A 17,053-nucleotide genomic window follows, 5' to 3' on the forward strand; every position below is an offset into this window, starting at 1 on the left:
CGAAAATATGGTGCGGAAGTTTTACTCGGACTGGTCGGTCGTTTCCCCCGCCAGAATCGCCGAGTATTTCACCGAGGAGGCTATCTTCAGGACTCCCCTGCAGGTCCACCCCGTCGCGGGCCCCGCGGCGATCGCCGGAAACATCGAGATTTTCCGTGCTCGTTTTGAGGACGTGGATGTTGAAGTCCTCACGATCATGTCGTCCGGGCAAACAGTGCTCTGTGAGCACCTCTGGCACTATTACCTTACGCGCGGCGCGGAATTTCAGGTCGCCGCGCAGGACAGGTTTACTTTTGAAGAAGAGCGAATCTCGTCGTGGCGTAGCTATTTTGACCCTCTGACTCTGACAGCGAAGGTGGATCTCGGGGAGAGTTGAGGGCCGCTTGCCTTGACGGATTGTTCTTCTGCTCATACGCCAAGGCAGGACCGATTATTGAGGAGGCGAGAGCATGGGATTTCCCGAGTGGTTTCAAGAACTGGCAAAGAAGGTTTCCAACAAGGGCCGATGGGGTGATGCGGACGAACTCGGGACATTGAATTTGATTACCCCCGAAGCAACCTTGCGGGGGGTGGCCACCGTCAAGCGAGGTGAGTCTTTTTCTCTGGCGATTCCGCTGGACCGTGAAGGCCCGCAAACGGGACGAATCCCCAACCGAATCAACCCCCTGCATACGATGACCGGGATCAATACGCCGTTTACCGGGGACCCCGACAAGACATGTCTTTCGGACGATGTGATTTCGATGGGGACGCAGGCTGCCACGCATTGGGATGCTCTTGCCCACGCGAGTTACGCTGGCACGATGTACAACGATCATCCTTCTGCGATGATTCGCGCGGAAACCGGAGCCATGGTTTGCGGTATCGAAAAGGTGAAGACTCTGGTGACGCGAGGCGTCCTGTTGGACCTTGCGCGCTTCAAGGGACGGGAAAGACTCGAGCCGGGCTTGGTCATTACCCCGGAGCTTCTCGAAGATTGTCTGCAGTCGACCGGTCTCACTCTGGAACCTGGCGATGTGTTGCTCGTACGAACCGGGCATATCACCAATTTGGCGATCGGCGATCGCGATGCCTACCGTGTCCCGGCCCCCGGCTTCGGGGTTCAATCGACACTCTGGTTCAAGGAGAAAAATCTCGCTGCGGTGGCGAATGATACGATTGCTTTCGAGGTCTGGCCGGGAGAGGACCCCGCGACGCTCTTCCCGGTCCATATGCTGAATCTGGTCGACGCGGGGCTGACGCAGGGCCAAAACTGGCAACTGGAGCAACTTGCCGAGGATTGCGCGAGCGATGGGGTGTATGAGTTTTTGCTGAGCGCCACGCCCGAGCCGATCGTGGGTGGCACCGGTGCACCGGTGAATCCGGTCGCGACAAAATAAGCATCGAGCATTCGGTTGGATCTGACCTATACGGCAGCGGAGGAGGTCTTTCGCGGCCAGCTTCGTGAATTCCTCGCCCGGAATGTTCCGGGGGAGGAGCCGCCGGATGATCCGGATGCGGAGTTTGGCTGGCTGCGGTTGTTCCAGAGGCGAATGTTCGCCGGTGGGTGGTGCGGCATTCATTGGCCCAAGGCTTTTGGTGGGCGCGATGCCACCCCGACAGAGCAGGCAATTTTTGTCGAGGAGATGGCGCGCGCGCGTGCCCCGCAGCTGGTGAACCGGGTTGGCATCAATAATGTCGGCCCGACGATCATGCACTACGGAACGGAGGCTCAAAGGCAGCGTTGGCTTCCCGGAATTCTGTCCGCAGATGAGATTTGGTGCCAGTTGTACTCGGAACCGGATGCGGGATCGGATCTGGCGTCACTGCGCACTGCAGCGATCGCAGATGGGGATGGATGGCGTGTTTCGGGTCAGAAAGTTTGGACGTCATATGCGCAGCATGCGCAATGGGGGATACTTCTGGCGCGCACCGACGCCGCAGCACCGCCTCATCGGGGAATTTCTTACTTCGTTGTGGAGATGAATCAGCCCGGGGTTGAGGTCCGTCCCCTCCGCCAACTCGATGGAAGTGTCGATTTCAATGAGGTTTTTCTCGAAGATGTCCGGATACCGTCGGATCATTTGATTGGGAACCGTGATGAGGGTTGGAAAATTTCCACCCTGACTCTGGCACATGAGCGCGGGACGAATTTCGCTTTCAAGGAGCAGGCTTTGGCGAAGATTGCGCTTCAGGAAATCCTCGAGGAAGCAGGCCGGCGGGGCCGACTGGCTGACCCCGTGTTCCGGCAGGCGGCGGCGCGACTTCATACGGAAGTCGAAATCATGCGACTGCTGAATTTGGGGACTCTGACCAGAATCGGACGCGGGGAGGTCCCGGGCGCGGAAACTTCGATCGTCAAGGAGCATTGGTCACGTCTGGTGCAAGACCTCGGTGATCTCTCCCTGCAAGTGCTCGGTGCTGCGGGCCAATTGCGGCAGACCACCGACCATTCACCTGGGGGTGGGAGATTCGTGCAGCGTATGCTTTTCTCCCGCGCGGCATCAATTGCCGGTGGAACAAGCGAGATTCAGAAGAATATCATAGCGCAGCGGCTGCTGGGATTGCCGCGCACCTGAGGAGAACCACGAGATGGCACACGATCTGGGCAAAGGTTGGCTGGGGAACTTTTTTGAGGACTTCGAGCTGGGAAAAGAGCAGGTCTGTGCGCCACCGCGCGTCATCGGGGCGCCGGAGACCGCCCTTCATATCGGCACGACCAACGATCGGCAGGCTCGCTTCTGCGGCGGCGAAGGACGGATGCATCCATTGGTTGTCTTCCATACTGTCATCGGCCAGACGGTCCGAAATATTTCGCTGAACTCTCCGGCCAACCTCGGCTATTCGAAGATGATCTGGCATGCACCGGTTTTCGCGGGCGATGAAATCACCACAACGATCAAGATCGTCGGGCTCAAGGAGAATTCCAACGGCAAGACGGGAAATTGTTTTGTCGAGACGACGGGCCGGAACCAGTCCGGCGAAATAGTTCTGCAATATACGCGATGGGTAATGGTCCGAAAGCGCGACCACGATACCGCAACGCCTTATCTGGAGAACCCGGTAACGCCGAGTCTCGCAAGTCAGGTCGAAGTAGCCGAATTGCCCGCCTGGTCCGGCGACCTCAGCCGCTCCGAGAAGACCGGCGGGGCTTATTTCTTCGAAGACTATGAGCCTGGCGAACGAATCTTTCACCACGACGGCATGACGGTGAATCATACCGACCATATGCAGTATACGCGCCTGTGGCAGAACTCGGCCAAGGTTCATTTCGACGAAATTTTGACCGATGGAAAGCCATTGGTGTACGGAGGTTTCCCGTTTTCGATCGCATACGCCCAGAGTCTGAACGGCCTGGAGAATCGCTCGGGGATGGTGGCCATGAACTCCGGAGCCCACGCGAACCCTTGCTATAGCGGTACAACGATCTATTCCTTCACGGAAGTGCTCGAAGCGCATGATCTCGTAGACCAACCTTATGGTGCCTTGCGCTTACGTTTGGTCGGGGTGAAGGATTTGAATCCTGCGGATCACAAGGACTTCGATATCGGGGAAGATAACGGCAAGGGTCGGATCAAATATGACCCTCGAGTTCTTTTGTGCATGGATATCTGGGAGTTGATGCCAAAACGAGCGAGCTGATCCGAACTCGGTAGGGGTTGCGCTTGCCGAGGCCGGATCAAGGATTGGATGACTCCAGTCGCAGAAGCCCTGCGAGAGGTTCAATGCCGACGATGCGCCATCGCCCACCAGGGCCCGGTGCCAACGTGAGGTCAACTGGCAGGCCTTTTGGCGTCAAAGTGAGCCGGGCAAATGGCCCATCGCGTCTCATCCCCCACCAGGCATGAGCAAATTCGCTCGGGGTAATCGAGGCTGGCTCGACAGGATCGTCGAAGATTGTCCGTATGCGGCCGCCCTCGAGCAGGGTCAGGGCGATGGCGCCAATGCCGAAACCTTCGCTGGTCTGCAGATCGCCCCGGGCGATTTCGTTCAGGCCCCGCTGAGCGACGGCTGTAAAATCGATCAATCTCGAGATTTCGGTCGTATTGCGAGTATCGATGGCCTGGGTCAGCCGAACCAATGTCCAGGTCGGGGTCAGTGGCAGGGCTGCGGCGCCAAGGCCCAGCAGAACTGAAAGAAGGACGCCGCAAGCGGTGCCGAGCCAAAAACCGCGCTTCATGGGACGAACTATTCAGGATTCGAGGTCCTTCGTCCAACTCTCCATCCGGTTTTCCGGATGGAGAGAGTTGGAACCATCGAGGCAAAGCGATTGCGCAAGGGCGGTGGTCTTCTCTACGGTGGGGGTGTGCGCATCGATCAGATACTCGCCCGACCAGATCCCGTGTTCTCTTTTGAGTTTTTTCCGCCCAAGACAGATGCGGGCCGAGAAGCGCTTGTGGGCACGATCGATGAGCTGAAACCGCTCGACCCAGCCTACGTTTCCGTGACCTATGGCGCGATGGGATCCAACCGCGGTCAGGTCATCGAGATCGTCAGTGAGATCAAGAACCGGATCGGGATCGAGGCGATGGCTCACCTCACCTGTGTCGGCCATACCCGCGAGGAGCTTTCATCCGTTCTTGACGATTTGGCGTCTGTGGGGATCGAAAATGTTTTGGCGTTGCGCGGGGATCCCCCACCGGGAACGGACTTTCAGGCCACGCGAGGTGGCTTTGCACATGCCGCGGATCTGGTGGCATTGATTCGAAAGCGGGGAGGGTTCTGCATTGGCGGCGCGGCTTATCCGGAAGTCCATCCCGACGCCCCGGACGCGGAGACGGACCTTGGCCATCTCCGAGCCAAAGTGGGGGCGGGCACTGATTTTTTGGTGAGCCAACTTTTTTTCGACAATCAGGATTACTTTTCTTTCCTGACACAAGTTCGTCAGGCTGGAATCGAAGTCCCTGTTCTCCCCGGGATTATGCCGGTGACGAACCTCGGCCAGGTGAAACGGTTCACCGATATGTGTGGCGCGGCTTTGCCGGCAGATTTGCTTCGGGCGCTGGAGGAGGCCGGCGATGACGAGGCTGCCGTTCTGGAGATCGGCGTCGAGCACGCGTTGCAGCAATGCCGCGATCTACTCAAGGGGGGCGCCCCGGGAGTTCATTTTTATACCTTGAATAAAAGTGCCTCGACACGCGAGATCTTGACGCGATTACGTGCCGACGACTGAGGGGCGCTATTCGATGTGGTAAATCCCGTTAGCGTCGAGTCGAGCGGTCTGGCCCCGGTAGATCACCACGGTTGTGAGGCGTTCCTCGATGATCGCCGGCCCCGCAATCTTTTGCCGGGCCTTCAGACTTTCTCCGTCGTAGATGGGTGTCGAGACCCAACGCCCCTCGAGGAAGGTCCGGCGCTTTTCCTTTGCGCGGGCGGGTTTTCCGGAACCGGGCAAGCGGGTCAGGCGAGGCTTTTCGCTCCCGGCCCGGGCCTCCACCCCGATCGCCCGAAGGATCGGTCCCTGATCACGCGATGCGTAAGTATGCAGCTTTTCGTGCAAGGCGTGAAAGTCCTCGACCAGAGATTTGAGAGCGGCTCGGTTGAAGGTACCGTTGCCGCGAAGAGGAACTTTCAGGTCGAAAGTCTGCCCGGGGTAGCAGATATGAGCCACGCGATCGAAGTCGGCCTTGGCTGTCGAGAAGCCGGCCGATCGAAGGGCAGCCTTGGATTCGGCCTGCATTTCCCGGAACAATCGTTGTAGTTCGCGGCAATCGGCACGGGCCATCGGGGTGATGCAGGACCGGAGTTCGATGATCTTGGGGTCGGTGAGGAGAAGACCCAGAGCCGAAAAGGTTGGTGCACTTTTAGGTATCAGGATTTTTCGAATTCCGAGTTCTCGAGCCTGCATACCAGCGTGCAGTGCGCCGTTGCCTCCGAAAGCCACCAGCGGCAGCTTGCGTGCGTCGACGCCCTGACTCGCCGAGACGCGCTGAATGGCGTTCGCCATATTCGCATTGACGAGACGGAAGATCCCGAGAGCGGCTTCTTCGACCGAAGCCAAGCCAAGCGGTTTTCGGATTTGCTCGTCGATGGCCTTGCGTGCACCTTCCACATCCAGAGAGAGTTCGCCCCCGTAGAAGAAGTCCGGGTTGAGGTAGCCCAAGACCGCATTGGCGTCCGTCACCGTCGGCCGATCGCCCCCGCGGCGATAGCAAATCGGTCCTGGTTCCGCGCCAGCGCTTTCCGGTCCGACATGCAGAGCTCCTGCGACCACGCTGGCAATCGATCCACCTCCGGCGCCTACCGACTGGACGTCCACCATGGGCAACCCGATGAGATAGCGATGATGCCAGTTCCACGAAGATTCAACAGCGGGCTGTCCGTCGCGGACCAGACAGACGTCGTAGCTGGTGCCACCCATATCGACCGAGATGAAGTCCCGGATATTCGCGGTTGCAGCCATATGGCAGGCGGCGATCACGCCGCCTGCGGGACCGGAGCCAAGCACGCTGACCGCGCGATCGGCGACCCAGTCGGCTGTCATCAAGCCGCCATTTGATTGGATCATCAACAGTTGGTGGGGAAAGCCCTGTTCGGCCAGTTCCTGCTGCAGGTTCCCGAGGTACCTTCGTATTACAGGGGATACAAAGGCATTGACGAGGGTGGTGGAGGTCCTCTCGAATTCGGGCGCTTTGGCCAGCACCTCGTGCGAGAGGGAAATGTCGACGCCCGGCAATTCCTCGCGCGCAATCTCCCGGACCCGGCTTTCGTGGGTTCCATCGAGAAAGGAGAAGAGGAAGACGACGGCGAGCGATTCGACCTCCTGCTTTTTCATCCGACGCATGGCCCGCCGAACGGCGGTCTCGTCGAGCGCGTCCACGATGGCTCCTTTGTGGTCGAGGCGCTCGGGAACTCCGTAGCGCTCTCGGCGTCGCGCGATCGGCGTGGGCGGGGGTAGTCCCGGGTCCCAGATGTTTTCCTTGAATCCGCGCCGAAGCTCGATTTCATCACGGTGGCCTTCGCTGGTAATCAGACCCGTTCGCGCACCATTCATCTGGATCAAGGTATTGTCGGCGGTGGTGGTGCCGTGCACGATACGGTCCGTCTGGCACAGGAGATCGGGCAAGGAGATCCCCTCGTGTTCTGCGAGCCGACGGAGTCCTTCCATGACGCCCCGGCTTTGGTCCTGCGGTGTCGTGGCGGTTTTGTCGATGTGAATAGACTGGTCCGGTCGTACGAGAACCAGATCGGTAAAGGTGCCCCCCACATCCACGCCGATTCGGTAGCCGGCTGCGCCTGCTCGCTTCTTTTTCTGGTTGCTCCGGGGGGTGCTCATGCGACACCCGCCTGTTTGGCATGCATGGCTTTGCGTAACTCTGCGGTTTTCGTTCGATCGATTTTCAGCGTGAGATTTTCGAGAGAGCCGCGCAAGACGACGCCGTAGTCCTTGCGCGCGGCCCGAACCGAGACGTATTCGTCGAGCACATCCTCCAGTACTTTTTCAGGTGGTCGCGCCAGCGGGTCGCCCCATCCTCCTCCGCCGCCATAATAATATTCGTAACACTCGCCAGGCTGGTGGGGCACCTGCTCGGACAGGATCCCGACCTCTTGTCCTTCGCCGCGTCGGACGACTTTTGTGAGCAGGTGGTTGGCGGCTCCGTCGTGTCCTCCGGCGATTCCCGGCATGGGGTACTTTCGTCCAACGACGTAGGTGTAGACAGTTGCGGGGACGAGAACCTGTTTGCGATAAAGGCTGCCGCAGCCGCCACGGAATTCGCCGGGGCCACCGGAATCCGTGAGATAGTCTCGCCAGAGTTGTCGTGAGGGGAAAATGGATTCGTTGATTTCGGCCGTCGCGCGGATGAGGTTTCCAAAGCTGACATTCATCGCGCCCCAACCGTCCTGTCCCTCACAGGCCCCGCAGTAGGCTGCAAATGTATCGACAGAATGGTCGATAAAAGTCTCGCCTGTATCCGGATGTTCTCCGAAGATCACCGTAGGCATCCCCATTTTATAGACCTGCGGGCAGGCTTTGGCCGGCACGGCTTGCGCCAAAGCTTTCGCGATCGCTTCACCGACCTCGGTTCCCGGATGATGTGTGCCGGCGGCTACGGAACGACCCTCTTTGGGGTTGAGGCAGCAATCTTCCGGGACGATCAAATCAATGGAATCAAAAAAACCCTCGTTCTTCGGAATATCTGCCGGCATCATGGACGCCAGTTGGGCGACGACGTAGCCTCGCGTATTGCCAAAGGTGGAGTAGGCCTGAATTTCCGGCCGGTCATCCGAACCCGTGAAGTCGATCGTGATCGAAGACCCGCGAATCGTGATCTTGCAGTGGACGTGAATGTCGGGGTTGCCTTTGGGGTCGTGGTCCACCCACGTATCGGATTCGTAGACGCCATCGGGCCAGCTGGCGACTTCGGCTCGGAATCTTTTTTTGGCGTAAGCAACCATGGCATCCACGGATTGCCTGACGGTAAAGTTGCCGTAACGTTCGCAAAGCTCCCCGAGGCGACGGGCCCCAATTTGTGCCGCACCGATTTGAGCGCGAATATCACCGGAAAAAGTCGGCGTCCGATTGTTGGTCTCGAGCATATAGAGGATGTCCTTGCGCTCGACTCCGCGATCGATGACTTTGATCGCCGGGAATCGGACACCCTCGGCCCAGATGTCGAGGGCATCCACGTTGTAGCCACCAGGCGCGCCGCCTCCGGTGTCCGCATGGTGGCATTGGATCGAGGCGATCAGAACTAACTCACCCTTGTGGAAGACGGGGGCATAAATGTTGTAGTCAGGGAGATGGCCGCCACCGTGATAGGGATCATTGCTCAGCAGCACGTCGCCTTCGTGGAGCCCTTCCTCGGCAAAGAAATCGAGCGCGAATTTTACCGGCAGCGTGCTCGAGAGCATGAATTGAGGAATGCCGACCGAGAGTGCGGCAAGGCAGCCCCGCGCATCCAGAATTGTCGCATTTCTTTCGTTGGATTGATTGAGAATCGGCGTTGTGGCTGTGAGCGATACGTGGGTGGCCATTTCGAAGGCGACGGTTTCCATGAACCCCCGAATGATTTGGGTGGTGACAGGGTCCACATCTGCGGTTTTGCCTCGGCGCGTCATGGTTGTCTCTCCTCGGTATTCAATCGATTGACCGGTTTGAGACTTCCCCTGACCTGTGCAGGTTGTCAACGATGAAGCGACAATCGCTGTTGCGGCGTGGATCGGTTTGGTGGAGGAGGGCATAGAATGAAGAGATTGACGGGGAAAAATGCGTTGGTGACCGGGGGGGCGCAGGGCATCGGGAAATCGATCGCACTCGCTTTTGCTCGTGAGGGCGCGTCGGTCGCGGTGGCGGATCTGGTACCCGAGGGCGCGGCAAGTACCGCGGCGGCGCTCGAAGACCTGGGCGGCCGAGGACTCTCTCTTCCGGGTGATGTCGGACGAGTCGAGGATTGCGAGGCCATGGTCTCTGATACAGTTGAGGCTTTTGGCGGGCTGGATATTGTGGTCAACGCGGCAGCCTGGGCCGAGGTCGGGCCGACCGTCGCGGATGCTTCCGAAGAGCTTTATGCGCGGACGATGGACGTCTGTCTGGGGAGTGTGTTTCGGATTTGCCGAGCCGCCTATCCGCACTTGAAGGCGAGCGAATCTGCTTCGGTGATCAACTTCGCTTCGAGTGCCGGTAGTGAGGGAATGGCCGGCAACGCGGTTTATGCTGCAGCGAAAGAAGGAATCCGGGGACTGAGCCGATCGCTGGCGCTCGAGTGGGGACGCGACGGTATTCGAGTGAATATGATCCGCCCGATCGCGTTGTCTCCAAGTATGGCGGGGTGGGCGGAGGCCTATCCGAAGGTAGCGGCGGCGCAGGCGGCGATGATCCCCCTGCGACGCTTCGGAGATTGTGATGCTGATATTGCGCCAGTCGCGGTATTTCTCGCGAGTGAAGAAGCGCGCTATTTGACGGCGGTGACGCTCCCGGTAGACGGTGGCGGCGGTAAGGAGCGATAAGATGCGGGGAGTAACGGTTGGCTATCAGGACGGATGTCTGGCGCCATTTTTTGTCTCAAATTTTTCCGTCCAGCAGGCGGCCCAGATGGGTGCCGACACGATCTGGTTTCCGGACCATTTTATGGGATTCGCCCCCAAATGGCTTTGGACGCCGGAGCATACCGCTGCTGCCGGTGTGATTCACTCCGGAGACGCGCTTTTTGATCCGGTCCCTGTGATGGCCCATATTGCGGCCAAATTCCCGGCGATGCAGATCGGAACATCGGTCACTGAACCAATCCGACGGCATCCGGTTTCGCTGGCCCAGACCTTCGTCACTCTCGACCATCTCTCGGAAGGACGCACCATTCTGGGGATTGGCAACGGCCTGCGCGAGAATACCGAACCGTATGGTCTCCCCTCCCGGATGCGAGTGGCCCGATTGGAAGAGGCTCTCGAGGTCTTGCAACTACTTTTTGCGAGCGAGGGAAAGCCGCTCGAGTATTCGGGTCGCTACTATCAACTCGATGGAGCGGTTTTTGATTTGCCGCTTTGGGAGGGTCGTCCGCCCCCGGTCTATATCGGCTCCCACGCACCCCGCATGCTGGGGCTCACAGGGCGATACGGCGATGGCTGGTTGCCCGGTCAGCCAGTGGATGCCGAGGAGTATGCGCGGCGTCTACAGGTGATCCACGCAGCAGGTGAGGATGCGGGCCGCTCGATGAAACACTTCATGGCGACTCAGACCATGCTTCTGGTTCTGGGTGATGACCGAGGTCCCGTGATCGAGCAGGCGATGCAAAGTCTCTACGTTGCCTACAATACACTGGGCCTCGCGGGCGCCGTATGGCGCAAGCACGGACTGGACCATCCGATGGGCGACGATTTCGCCGGACAAATCGAGTTGGTCCCGGCCGCGACTCCTCGTGAGTTGGTCGAGACAGCGATGGAGCGTATGACGCCGGAATTGCTTCTGGAGCAATATTATTTCGGTTCTCCGGATCAGATTGCCGATGCCGTCGCCCCGCTCGTGGACGCCGGTTGTCGCCATTTCGTGCTGGCGAATATGGGAGGGAATTTCACCGGCCGTGGTTCTGCCGATTTTGCTTCGATGGCCACCTTGACCGAGCGTCTCAAAAATATGTGATTCGTTGCCTGCGGAAAACAGCTCAGATGTCAGGCCAATGATGGGCCCATGGACGCGCCTGCTCGAAGGCATAACTTGCCTGCAGGACCAGATCGTCACGGTGTCGCGGTCCGACAATTTGCAGACCGACAGGAAGCCCCAGATCGGACAAGCCGGCTCGGACGGTAGCTGCCGGATGCCAGGAGAGATTGAACGGCATGGTGAAGCTGCCAACGTTGGCAGCGGGCTGTTTGCGACCCTCGGTCTCTCTCCATAGCGGTCCGCGTGCAGGAGGCGGATCATAGGGGACGGTCGGTGTCAGGAGGAGATCGAAACGTTCGAAGATATCGCCACACCAGCGATTCAGCTCTTCCCGGCGCAGACGCATCTCGCTCCAGGCCTTGGGCGTCATGCCCGCACCGGTCTTTACGCCCTGAATGAAGTTTCGACCAAAGTCCTGTTCATGATCTGCCAGCAGCGGTTCGAGTCGACCGAGCAACTCAAAGGCACCGCTGAAGCCCCAATCCAGTCCTGGCTCGGGGGGGCCGTCGATGATCGACTCGACATCATGGCCGAGTTCGGCGAAGGCCTGCGCGGCTTCGGCGGCGACGCGGGCAACGTCGGACTGGACGACGGCGTAGCCCAGATCCGGTGAGTAACCGATCCGTAGTTTGGGCGGAAGGTCGCGTAAAATGTCGCGGTAGGAGTGGGCGGGGCGCGGCAGGGAGTTGGGGTCGGCGGGGTGGACGCCGGCGGCGATATCGAGGTGAAGCGCGGCATCTTCGACGGTGCGAGTCAGTGGGCCATGCACAGCCGTATCGCCCATGATCCAATGGCGCTCCGGGCCGTTGGGGATTCTTCCGTAGCTGACCTTCAAGCCAAAGCATCCGGTAAACGATGCAGGGATTCGGATCGACCCCCCGCCATCGCTGCCGGTGGCCAGAGGAAGGACACCACCGGCAATTGCGGCCGACGAACCGCCGCTGGAACCGCCCGGTGTCCAATCCAGATCCCAGGGATTGTGAGAGGCGCCGAAAAGAAGGTTTTTCGTGATCGCTGTATGGCCGAATTCCGGAGCGTTGGTTTTCCCCACAACGATCGCCCCGGCAGTCTTGAGTCGGTCGACCTGGACGGAGTCCTGTTCGGCGAAATCATCACGAAATGGAATCGATCCATTTGTCGACCGGAACCCGAGTGCATCTTCAAGTTCCTTGACCCCCAGAGGGATTCCCTCCAGAAGGCGTCCCTTGCCTCGGGCCAATCGGTCATCGGCGTTGGCGGCCTCGGCGAGCAGGATATCCGGATCCCCCACCTGACAGAAGGCTCGCAGGGTATCCTGTGTTTCTTCGATACGTTTCAGCGTCACTTTCATCAGTTCGACCGCCGAGATCTCGCGGGAAGCGATGAGTTGTGTGAGATCCGTCAGTGATTTGTGCAGAACATCGTGCATATGACCCTCCGGTCGCCGTCCTAGCACGGGTTGTCCCGCAAGCGGAAAGGCTGGCAAGGGGATGGGGGGAAACATGCAGATGCAAAGGAAGATTTGCGGACTGGATGACGGATGAGGTCGTTCACGCTACGACAAGAATGCTGATGAAGAAAATCGCATGCCTGATGCTGGCGCTGGCAATTCCGTTGACAGCAGAGGCACTTCCCGATGATTCTCTGAATTTCCGCCGCGGAGGCGAAACGATCGTCTCGTTTTCGCGAGATGAAATTGTCTCTCGTTGTGGTCGCGAGCAGATCACCGTGGCGGATCCATATTACGAGAAGCAGAAGACGTTCTACGCTACGTCGCTTTCTTGTGTTCTGGAGGAGGGGTTTGGCACTGCTCCGGAAGCGTGGGGTGACCGGGAGATTATTTTCCGGGCATTGGACGGTTATGCGCGATCGGCAACGGCCGAGACTCTTCGACGAGAGGGGGGCTTTCTCGCTCTGGCCGATGCGGGTCTGGCGGTTTGGCCCGAAGTCGCCTGGGCGCCTATCGGTCGCGAGAAAACCGATCCCGGACCTTTTTATGTGATCTGGAACCAATCCGGTCAGCAGGACCCTCACCTTTACCCGTGGCCCTACCAACTGTCGGTGATCGAGATGAAGTCCGTCGTCGATGCCTACCCGCATACGGTTCCGAACGGCCTCGAGGCCAACCATCCGGCACAGCGCGGGCATGAGATTTTTCTTCGAGATTGTCTGACCTGCCACGCGATCAATGGCGATGGCGGTGTGGTCGGGCCCGAATTGAATCTACCGCAAAGCATTGTCGAGTATCGCGATGTCGAACAGCTCAAGGTTTTCGTTCGGAACCCGCAAGAATTTCGTTACACCAAGATGCCGGCCAACCCTCATCTTACGGATGCGGATCTCTCGGATCTGATCTCGTATTTTCAGGCCATGAAGGAACGTAAAAACGATCCGAAGGATCGCTCCTGATGCCCGTCAGGAACCTGCCGGTGGTTTCCGGCCAGCTTCTGGTTCTCGGAGAGCGATCCCTGGCGACGCGATACGGAACTTTCGACCTCCTGATCGCCAGGAGTCTTCAGGACCAGAAACACGTTCTCGCATTATCGCGGGGTGATGTGAGCGGCGAGGAGCCCGTCCTCGCGCGAGTCCATTCCTCCTGCGTTACCAGTGAAAGCTATGGTGGCCGGGATTGCGATTGTGTGGAGCAATTGGACCTCGCTCTCGAGGCGGTTGCCAAACGCGGTCGTGGCGTCGTCTTCTATCTGATGCAGGAAGGGCGCGGGGCCGGCTTTCTGGCAAAGGCCCGTGACCGCATGATCGTGCAAGCCAGCGGGAATCGTACAGATACTTTTGAAGCCTATCAGGCGATGGGATTGGCCCATGATCTGCGCAGCTATGAGGAAGTGGGCTGGATGGCCGAGCTTCTCGGACTGGCGGCACCTCTGGAATTGTTGACCAACAACCCCGAGAAAGCTCGCGGCGTCGCCTCTTCCTCGGGGCGCCCGGTCGCTCGGACACAGTCGCTGGATGGCGAGGCTTCTCCCTGGAATCGTGATTATCTTGCTTCGAAGTCGAGGTCCGGGCACGGCCTGGAAGATCCCGTTGGGCTCGATGGCGCGGTATTGCCGGAGCGGGTGGAGGCCTTTGATCCCTATTGCCTCCCCGGGCAGAGTCGCTTTGTCCGAGTCGCATCCTACCTCCTGCCAGTTCGTGAGGCCGAGGTGAGTACCGTTCACTGGTTTCGCCTTTACGCCTACCTGGATCTCGAGGAGCGTTCGGCCAAAGTCCTGCTCGCCTGGCGCGAAGGGGCAAACGCGAAGCCGTTGCTCCATGTGCAGCCGGAACCCCTTCTGCAACGGTTTCCCGAGAAGGCCATCGCGACGGATTCGTGGGAAGCCACGCGGGCCGGCATCACGAGCACAGATTCCGCGCTGGTGGGTTTTGTTCCGGCCCGGGGATTTTTGACGACATTGGAGGAGGTTCCGGGAGATCGCGTCCTGATCGAGGAACTCATGCAGCTCCATCTGTCGCATCCAATGCGTTCGTCAGGACCCGGATGAACAAACCTCTGGCGGATCCGGCCGGACTGGCAACGGCTCTCGCCGAACTGCCCGGCGCGTTGCGGGAGGCAGCAGCACTTTCAATGCCTGTGGCGGATTTGCGTAGCCTGGCGTTGGTCAGTCGCCGCATTCTTTGTAGTGGTTTGGGCAGTTCCTCGGCGCATGCTCGACTGCTTGCCGCGCAGTTGATGTCGGCGGGCGTGGCTGCCTATGCCTGCCCTCTTGGTGGGGAGGCTCCCGGGCCGGGCGATACGGTGGTGGTTTTCTCGCAGGGACTTTCAGCTTCGGTGCGTCGGGTGATCGGCGCTCTTTCGCCAGAAGTCGGGATTGTCCTGGTCACTTCAGTGGACCCCGACGATCCGGAGAGCGGTTCGCCGAACCGCCGGGATTGGTTGGCTGCAGCCGAGGATAATGGGCTGTGTCGTGTTCCGATGATGGGGGCTATGGAGTACGGGAGTCTTGTCCGGATTACGGGGCCGGTGACCGGTTATTTAACGGCGCTGCGTCTCGCCAATGCCCTCGGCGCTTCGTTTTCGATTCCCCTGGACGAGATTCTTGCGGAGGTCGTCGCGTGTCTGGATCCGAAGCGGGAGGGGCCGGGAGGCGAAATTTTTGATCAGGAACTCTCCTTGTTGGGGACAGGGATTCATGACGCCTGTCTCGGGAATCTTGCGCTCAAGGTCCAGGAAGGGCTGCTGCAGCCTGCACCGCCAATTCTGAGTGTGGACGAAGTCGCTCACGGCCCGTTTCAGGAAGCATATCCTCGACCACGGCAATGGGTCGTCTTTACCCAGCCGACGTCGGGCCAGGAGTTGGAAGGCTTGCGGCGCCTTCGGGAAATGATCCCCACCTACCAATCGGTTTGCGAGGTTCATTCGGGTCTGGATTTCCCCTGCTCGATTTTTTCGCACGAGGTTCTCTGGACGCGAGCCGTGCTGGCCCATCGCAAGGTGCGGGGGGTGTCGACGGATACCTGGCCGGGTCAGGGCGAGGACGGACCCCTATATGACTGGGGCGAGACGGCAGCACCGCCTGCGCCGAGGCAGCTGGCTCTTCCCGGATTGGACCGTTGGGCAAGCCCTGAAGTTGCCCGGCGGTTGGCTGACCATCCGACAGCGATAATCCTACCGCTCGGCTCGACGGAACAACATGGTGCTCATCTCCCGCTGGGAACGGATACGCGGATCGCAGAGGCTTTGGGCGAAAGACTGTGTCGTCGGCTGCCCGGCTCCTTCTGCCTGCCGACGGTTCCTTTCGGGATCGCCAGTGAGCATCTTTCTTTTGCCGGAACAATTTCGATCGGGGAAGAAAACTTTATCCGGTTTCTGGCGGATATCCTGAGCTCTCTGGCAGTGCATGCCCCCGCCGAAATCATGATTTTCTCTGCTCATGGCGGGAATGAAGCCTTTCTTGTCCGGAATCGGGAACGGCTTGAGGGTGCTGCCGCACCCGCTCGATTGTTGTTGGCCTCGATCCCGGAGCAGGTCTCGCAGCGGTTGGTTTCATTGGCGGATCAATCCGGGATTTCGGAAAGCGAGGCCGGCTGGCATGCGGGAGAGCTGGAGACTTCCATGATGCTCGAACTCGATGCCGCATCGGTTCGGACAGACCAAATGGCGCCGGGGCATCTGGACCTTGTTCCGCCCGCGGAAAAACTCTTTTACCCGAATCTGGCCGACCGTGTTCCCTCGGGTGTGGTCGGCGATCCCCGCAGGGCTGCGGGGATCCGAGCCGAGAGCTACCTTTCGGGTTGGGTCGAGGAACTCCTGAAATTCTATCGATCGCGTGCCAGTGTCCACCATACGAAGGGCACGAAAAACGCGTAGTAGAGCTGATTGGGAATCACACGAACCGCCCAGCCGAAGTCCATACCGAAGCCCATGATCAAGATATCTGCGGTCGCCCAGAGCAGATAATACCCGGCGACAAATGCAAGAATAACGCGCAGTCTCTGCTGGTCGCCGGAGCCGGAGGCATGGGATCGGAGCCAGACGTTTCGCAGATAGAGCGCGACCGCGAAGAAGGATGTTTCGTAGATGAGCCACAGCATTTGCTCGGGCAGTTCCGGCCGCCATTGCCGCAATCCCGTATCGGCTCCGTAGGCGACCACCGGGACCAGCAGGGTCCACAGAATTGCTCGTCGCAGGGCGCGCCCGAAACTATCGGCAGGCCGGCCAATGCGGAAGACCAATTGAAAGACGCGAAGATCGCCCAGCAAGACAAAGGAGAGCATGACGCCAGTGCCGATATCGGTTCCCTGCCAGCCCAGCCAGCGACTCAGAGGCCCGGTGGCAAAGGAGTCCGCCAATGTCTCCACGGTCCAGAAAAGCATCCAGCCGCCGAGGAACGCGGTCATCGGCTGCGTGCTGGCGCGTCGATCTCTCTCGGTTGTGGAGAACAGCAGGTAGGCTAGGAAGGCCAGAGGTAGAACCCATAGGGCCCAAGTCCCCTGCCACTCCGATTTGTAGATGTTCTGGAAAAATGGGCTATCGTTCATGCT

The 17,053-nt window shown here is 59.4% G+C and carries 15 protein-coding genes; 10 read left to right on the forward strand and 5 right to left on the reverse strand.

The window, feature by feature from the left end:
• Positions 1 to 7: 7 nt before the first annotated feature.
• The 4 genes from P8K07_15180 (at position 8) to P8K07_15195 (ending at position 3,621) form a co-directional block, all read left to right on the forward strand.
• Positions 8 to 376: a nuclear transport factor 2 family protein gene (locus tag P8K07_15180; GenBank protein ID MDG1959865.1), complete on the forward strand. Its 369-nt coding sequence runs from the start codon at positions 8 to 10 to the stop codon at positions 374 to 376.
• 73 nt (positions 377 to 449) lie between these two features.
• On the forward strand, positions 450 to 1,379 hold the full coding sequence (locus tag P8K07_15185) for a cyclase family protein (GenBank protein MDG1959866.1): 930 nt from the start codon (positions 450 to 452) through the stop codon (positions 1,377 to 1,379).
• A 15-nt stretch (positions 1,380 to 1,394) separates the two neighbouring features.
• Positions 1,395 to 2,558 carry an acyl-CoA dehydrogenase family protein gene (locus P8K07_15190; protein ID MDG1959867.1) on the forward strand — a complete coding sequence of 388 codons (1,164 nt, stop codon included), beginning with the start codon at positions 1,395 to 1,397 and terminating at the stop codon, positions 2,556 to 2,558.
• A 13-nt stretch (positions 2,559 to 2,571) separates the two neighbouring features.
• Complete coding sequence (locus P8K07_15195) at positions 2,572 to 3,621, forward strand: MaoC family dehydratase (GenBank protein MDG1959868.1); 1,050 nt, start codon at positions 2,572 to 2,574, stop codon at positions 3,619 to 3,621.
• Between the two features lie 37 nt (positions 3,622 to 3,658).
• Here the strand turns inward: P8K07_15195 and P8K07_15200 are convergent, their stop codons facing one another.
• Complete coding sequence (locus P8K07_15200; GenBank protein ID MDG1959869.1) at positions 3,659 to 4,159, reverse strand: hypothetical protein; 501 nt, start codon at positions 4,157 to 4,159, stop codon at positions 3,659 to 3,661.
• Positions 4,160 to 4,216: 57 nt separating this feature from the next.
• On the opposite strand from P8K07_15200, the gene metF reads away from it, so the two are divergent.
• The gene (gene metF, locus P8K07_15205) at positions 4,217 to 5,152 is read left to right on the forward strand and encodes a methylenetetrahydrofolate reductase [NAD(P)H] (protein ID MDG1959870.1); all 936 of its coding nucleotides are present in this window, start codon (positions 4,217 to 4,219) and stop codon (positions 5,150 to 5,152) included.
• Between the two features lie 6 nt (positions 5,153 to 5,158).
• On the opposite strand, the gene P8K07_15210 is transcribed toward metF, so the two are convergent.
• Both P8K07_15210 and P8K07_15215 read right to left on the reverse strand, forming a co-directional pair.
• On the reverse strand, positions 5,159 to 7,255 hold the full coding sequence (locus tag P8K07_15210) for a hydantoinase/oxoprolinase family protein (GenBank protein ID MDG1959871.1): 2,097 nt from the start codon (positions 7,253 to 7,255) through the stop codon (positions 5,159 to 5,161).
• Entirely contained in the window at positions 7,252 to 9,039 is a 1,788-nt protein-coding gene (locus P8K07_15215) for a hydantoinase B/oxoprolinase family protein (protein ID MDG1959872.1), read from the reverse strand. The genes P8K07_15210 and P8K07_15215 overlap by 4 nt, the downstream gene beginning before the upstream one ends.
• A gap of 126 nt (positions 9,040 to 9,165) precedes the next feature.
• Between P8K07_15215 and P8K07_15220 the strand changes: the two genes are divergently transcribed.
• On the forward strand, positions 9,166 to 9,927 hold the full coding sequence (locus P8K07_15220) for an SDR family NAD(P)-dependent oxidoreductase (protein ID MDG1959873.1): 762 nt from the start codon (positions 9,166 to 9,168) through the stop codon (positions 9,925 to 9,927).
• Between the two features lies 1 nt (position 9,928).
• On the forward strand, positions 9,929 to 11,053 hold the full coding sequence (locus P8K07_15225; GenBank protein ID MDG1959874.1) for an LLM class flavin-dependent oxidoreductase: 1,125 nt from the start codon (positions 9,929 to 9,931) through the stop codon (positions 11,051 to 11,053).
• 22 nt (positions 11,054 to 11,075) lie between these two features.
• On the opposite strand, the gene P8K07_15230 is transcribed toward P8K07_15225, so the two are convergent.
• Positions 11,076 to 12,482: an amidase gene (locus P8K07_15230; GenBank protein MDG1959875.1), complete on the reverse strand. Its 1,407-nt coding sequence runs from the start codon at positions 12,480 to 12,482 to the stop codon at positions 11,076 to 11,078.
• Positions 12,483 to 12,625: 143 nt separating this feature from the next.
• Here P8K07_15230 and P8K07_15235 point away from each other — a divergent pair, with 143 nt between their 5' ends.
• Genes P8K07_15235 through P8K07_15245 form a run of 3 tightly spaced genes read left to right on the forward strand, consistent with a single transcriptional unit; the run spans position 12,626 to position 16,379 of the window.
• Complete coding sequence (locus P8K07_15235; protein ID MDG1959876.1) at positions 12,626 to 13,462, forward strand: cytochrome c; 837 nt, start codon at positions 12,626 to 12,628, stop codon at positions 13,460 to 13,462.
• A complete protein-coding gene (locus P8K07_15240) occupies positions 13,462 to 14,553 on the forward strand; it encodes a GTP cyclohydrolase II (protein ID MDG1959877.1) in 1,092 nt (363 codons plus the stop codon). The genes P8K07_15235 and P8K07_15240 overlap by 1 nt, the downstream gene beginning before the upstream one ends.
• Positions 14,550 to 16,379, forward strand: coding sequence for a creatininase family protein (locus P8K07_15245; GenBank protein MDG1959878.1), 1,830 nt, complete (start codon positions 14,550 to 14,552; stop codon positions 16,377 to 16,379). The genes P8K07_15240 and P8K07_15245 overlap by 4 nt, the downstream gene beginning before the upstream one ends.
• Here P8K07_15245 and P8K07_15250 read toward each other — a convergent pair.
• Positions 16,328 to 17,050: a hypothetical protein gene (locus P8K07_15250; protein MDG1959879.1), complete on the reverse strand. Its 723-nt coding sequence runs from the start codon at positions 17,048 to 17,050 to the stop codon at positions 16,328 to 16,330. The two genes, P8K07_15245 and P8K07_15250, sit on opposite strands and share 52 nt — an antisense overlap.
• Between the last annotated feature and the right edge of the window lie 3 nt (positions 17,051 to 17,053).

Source organism: Candidatus Binatia bacterium, from assembly GCA_029248525.1.
GTDB lineage: Bacteria > Desulfobacterota > Binatia > UBA12015 > UBA12015 > UBA12015.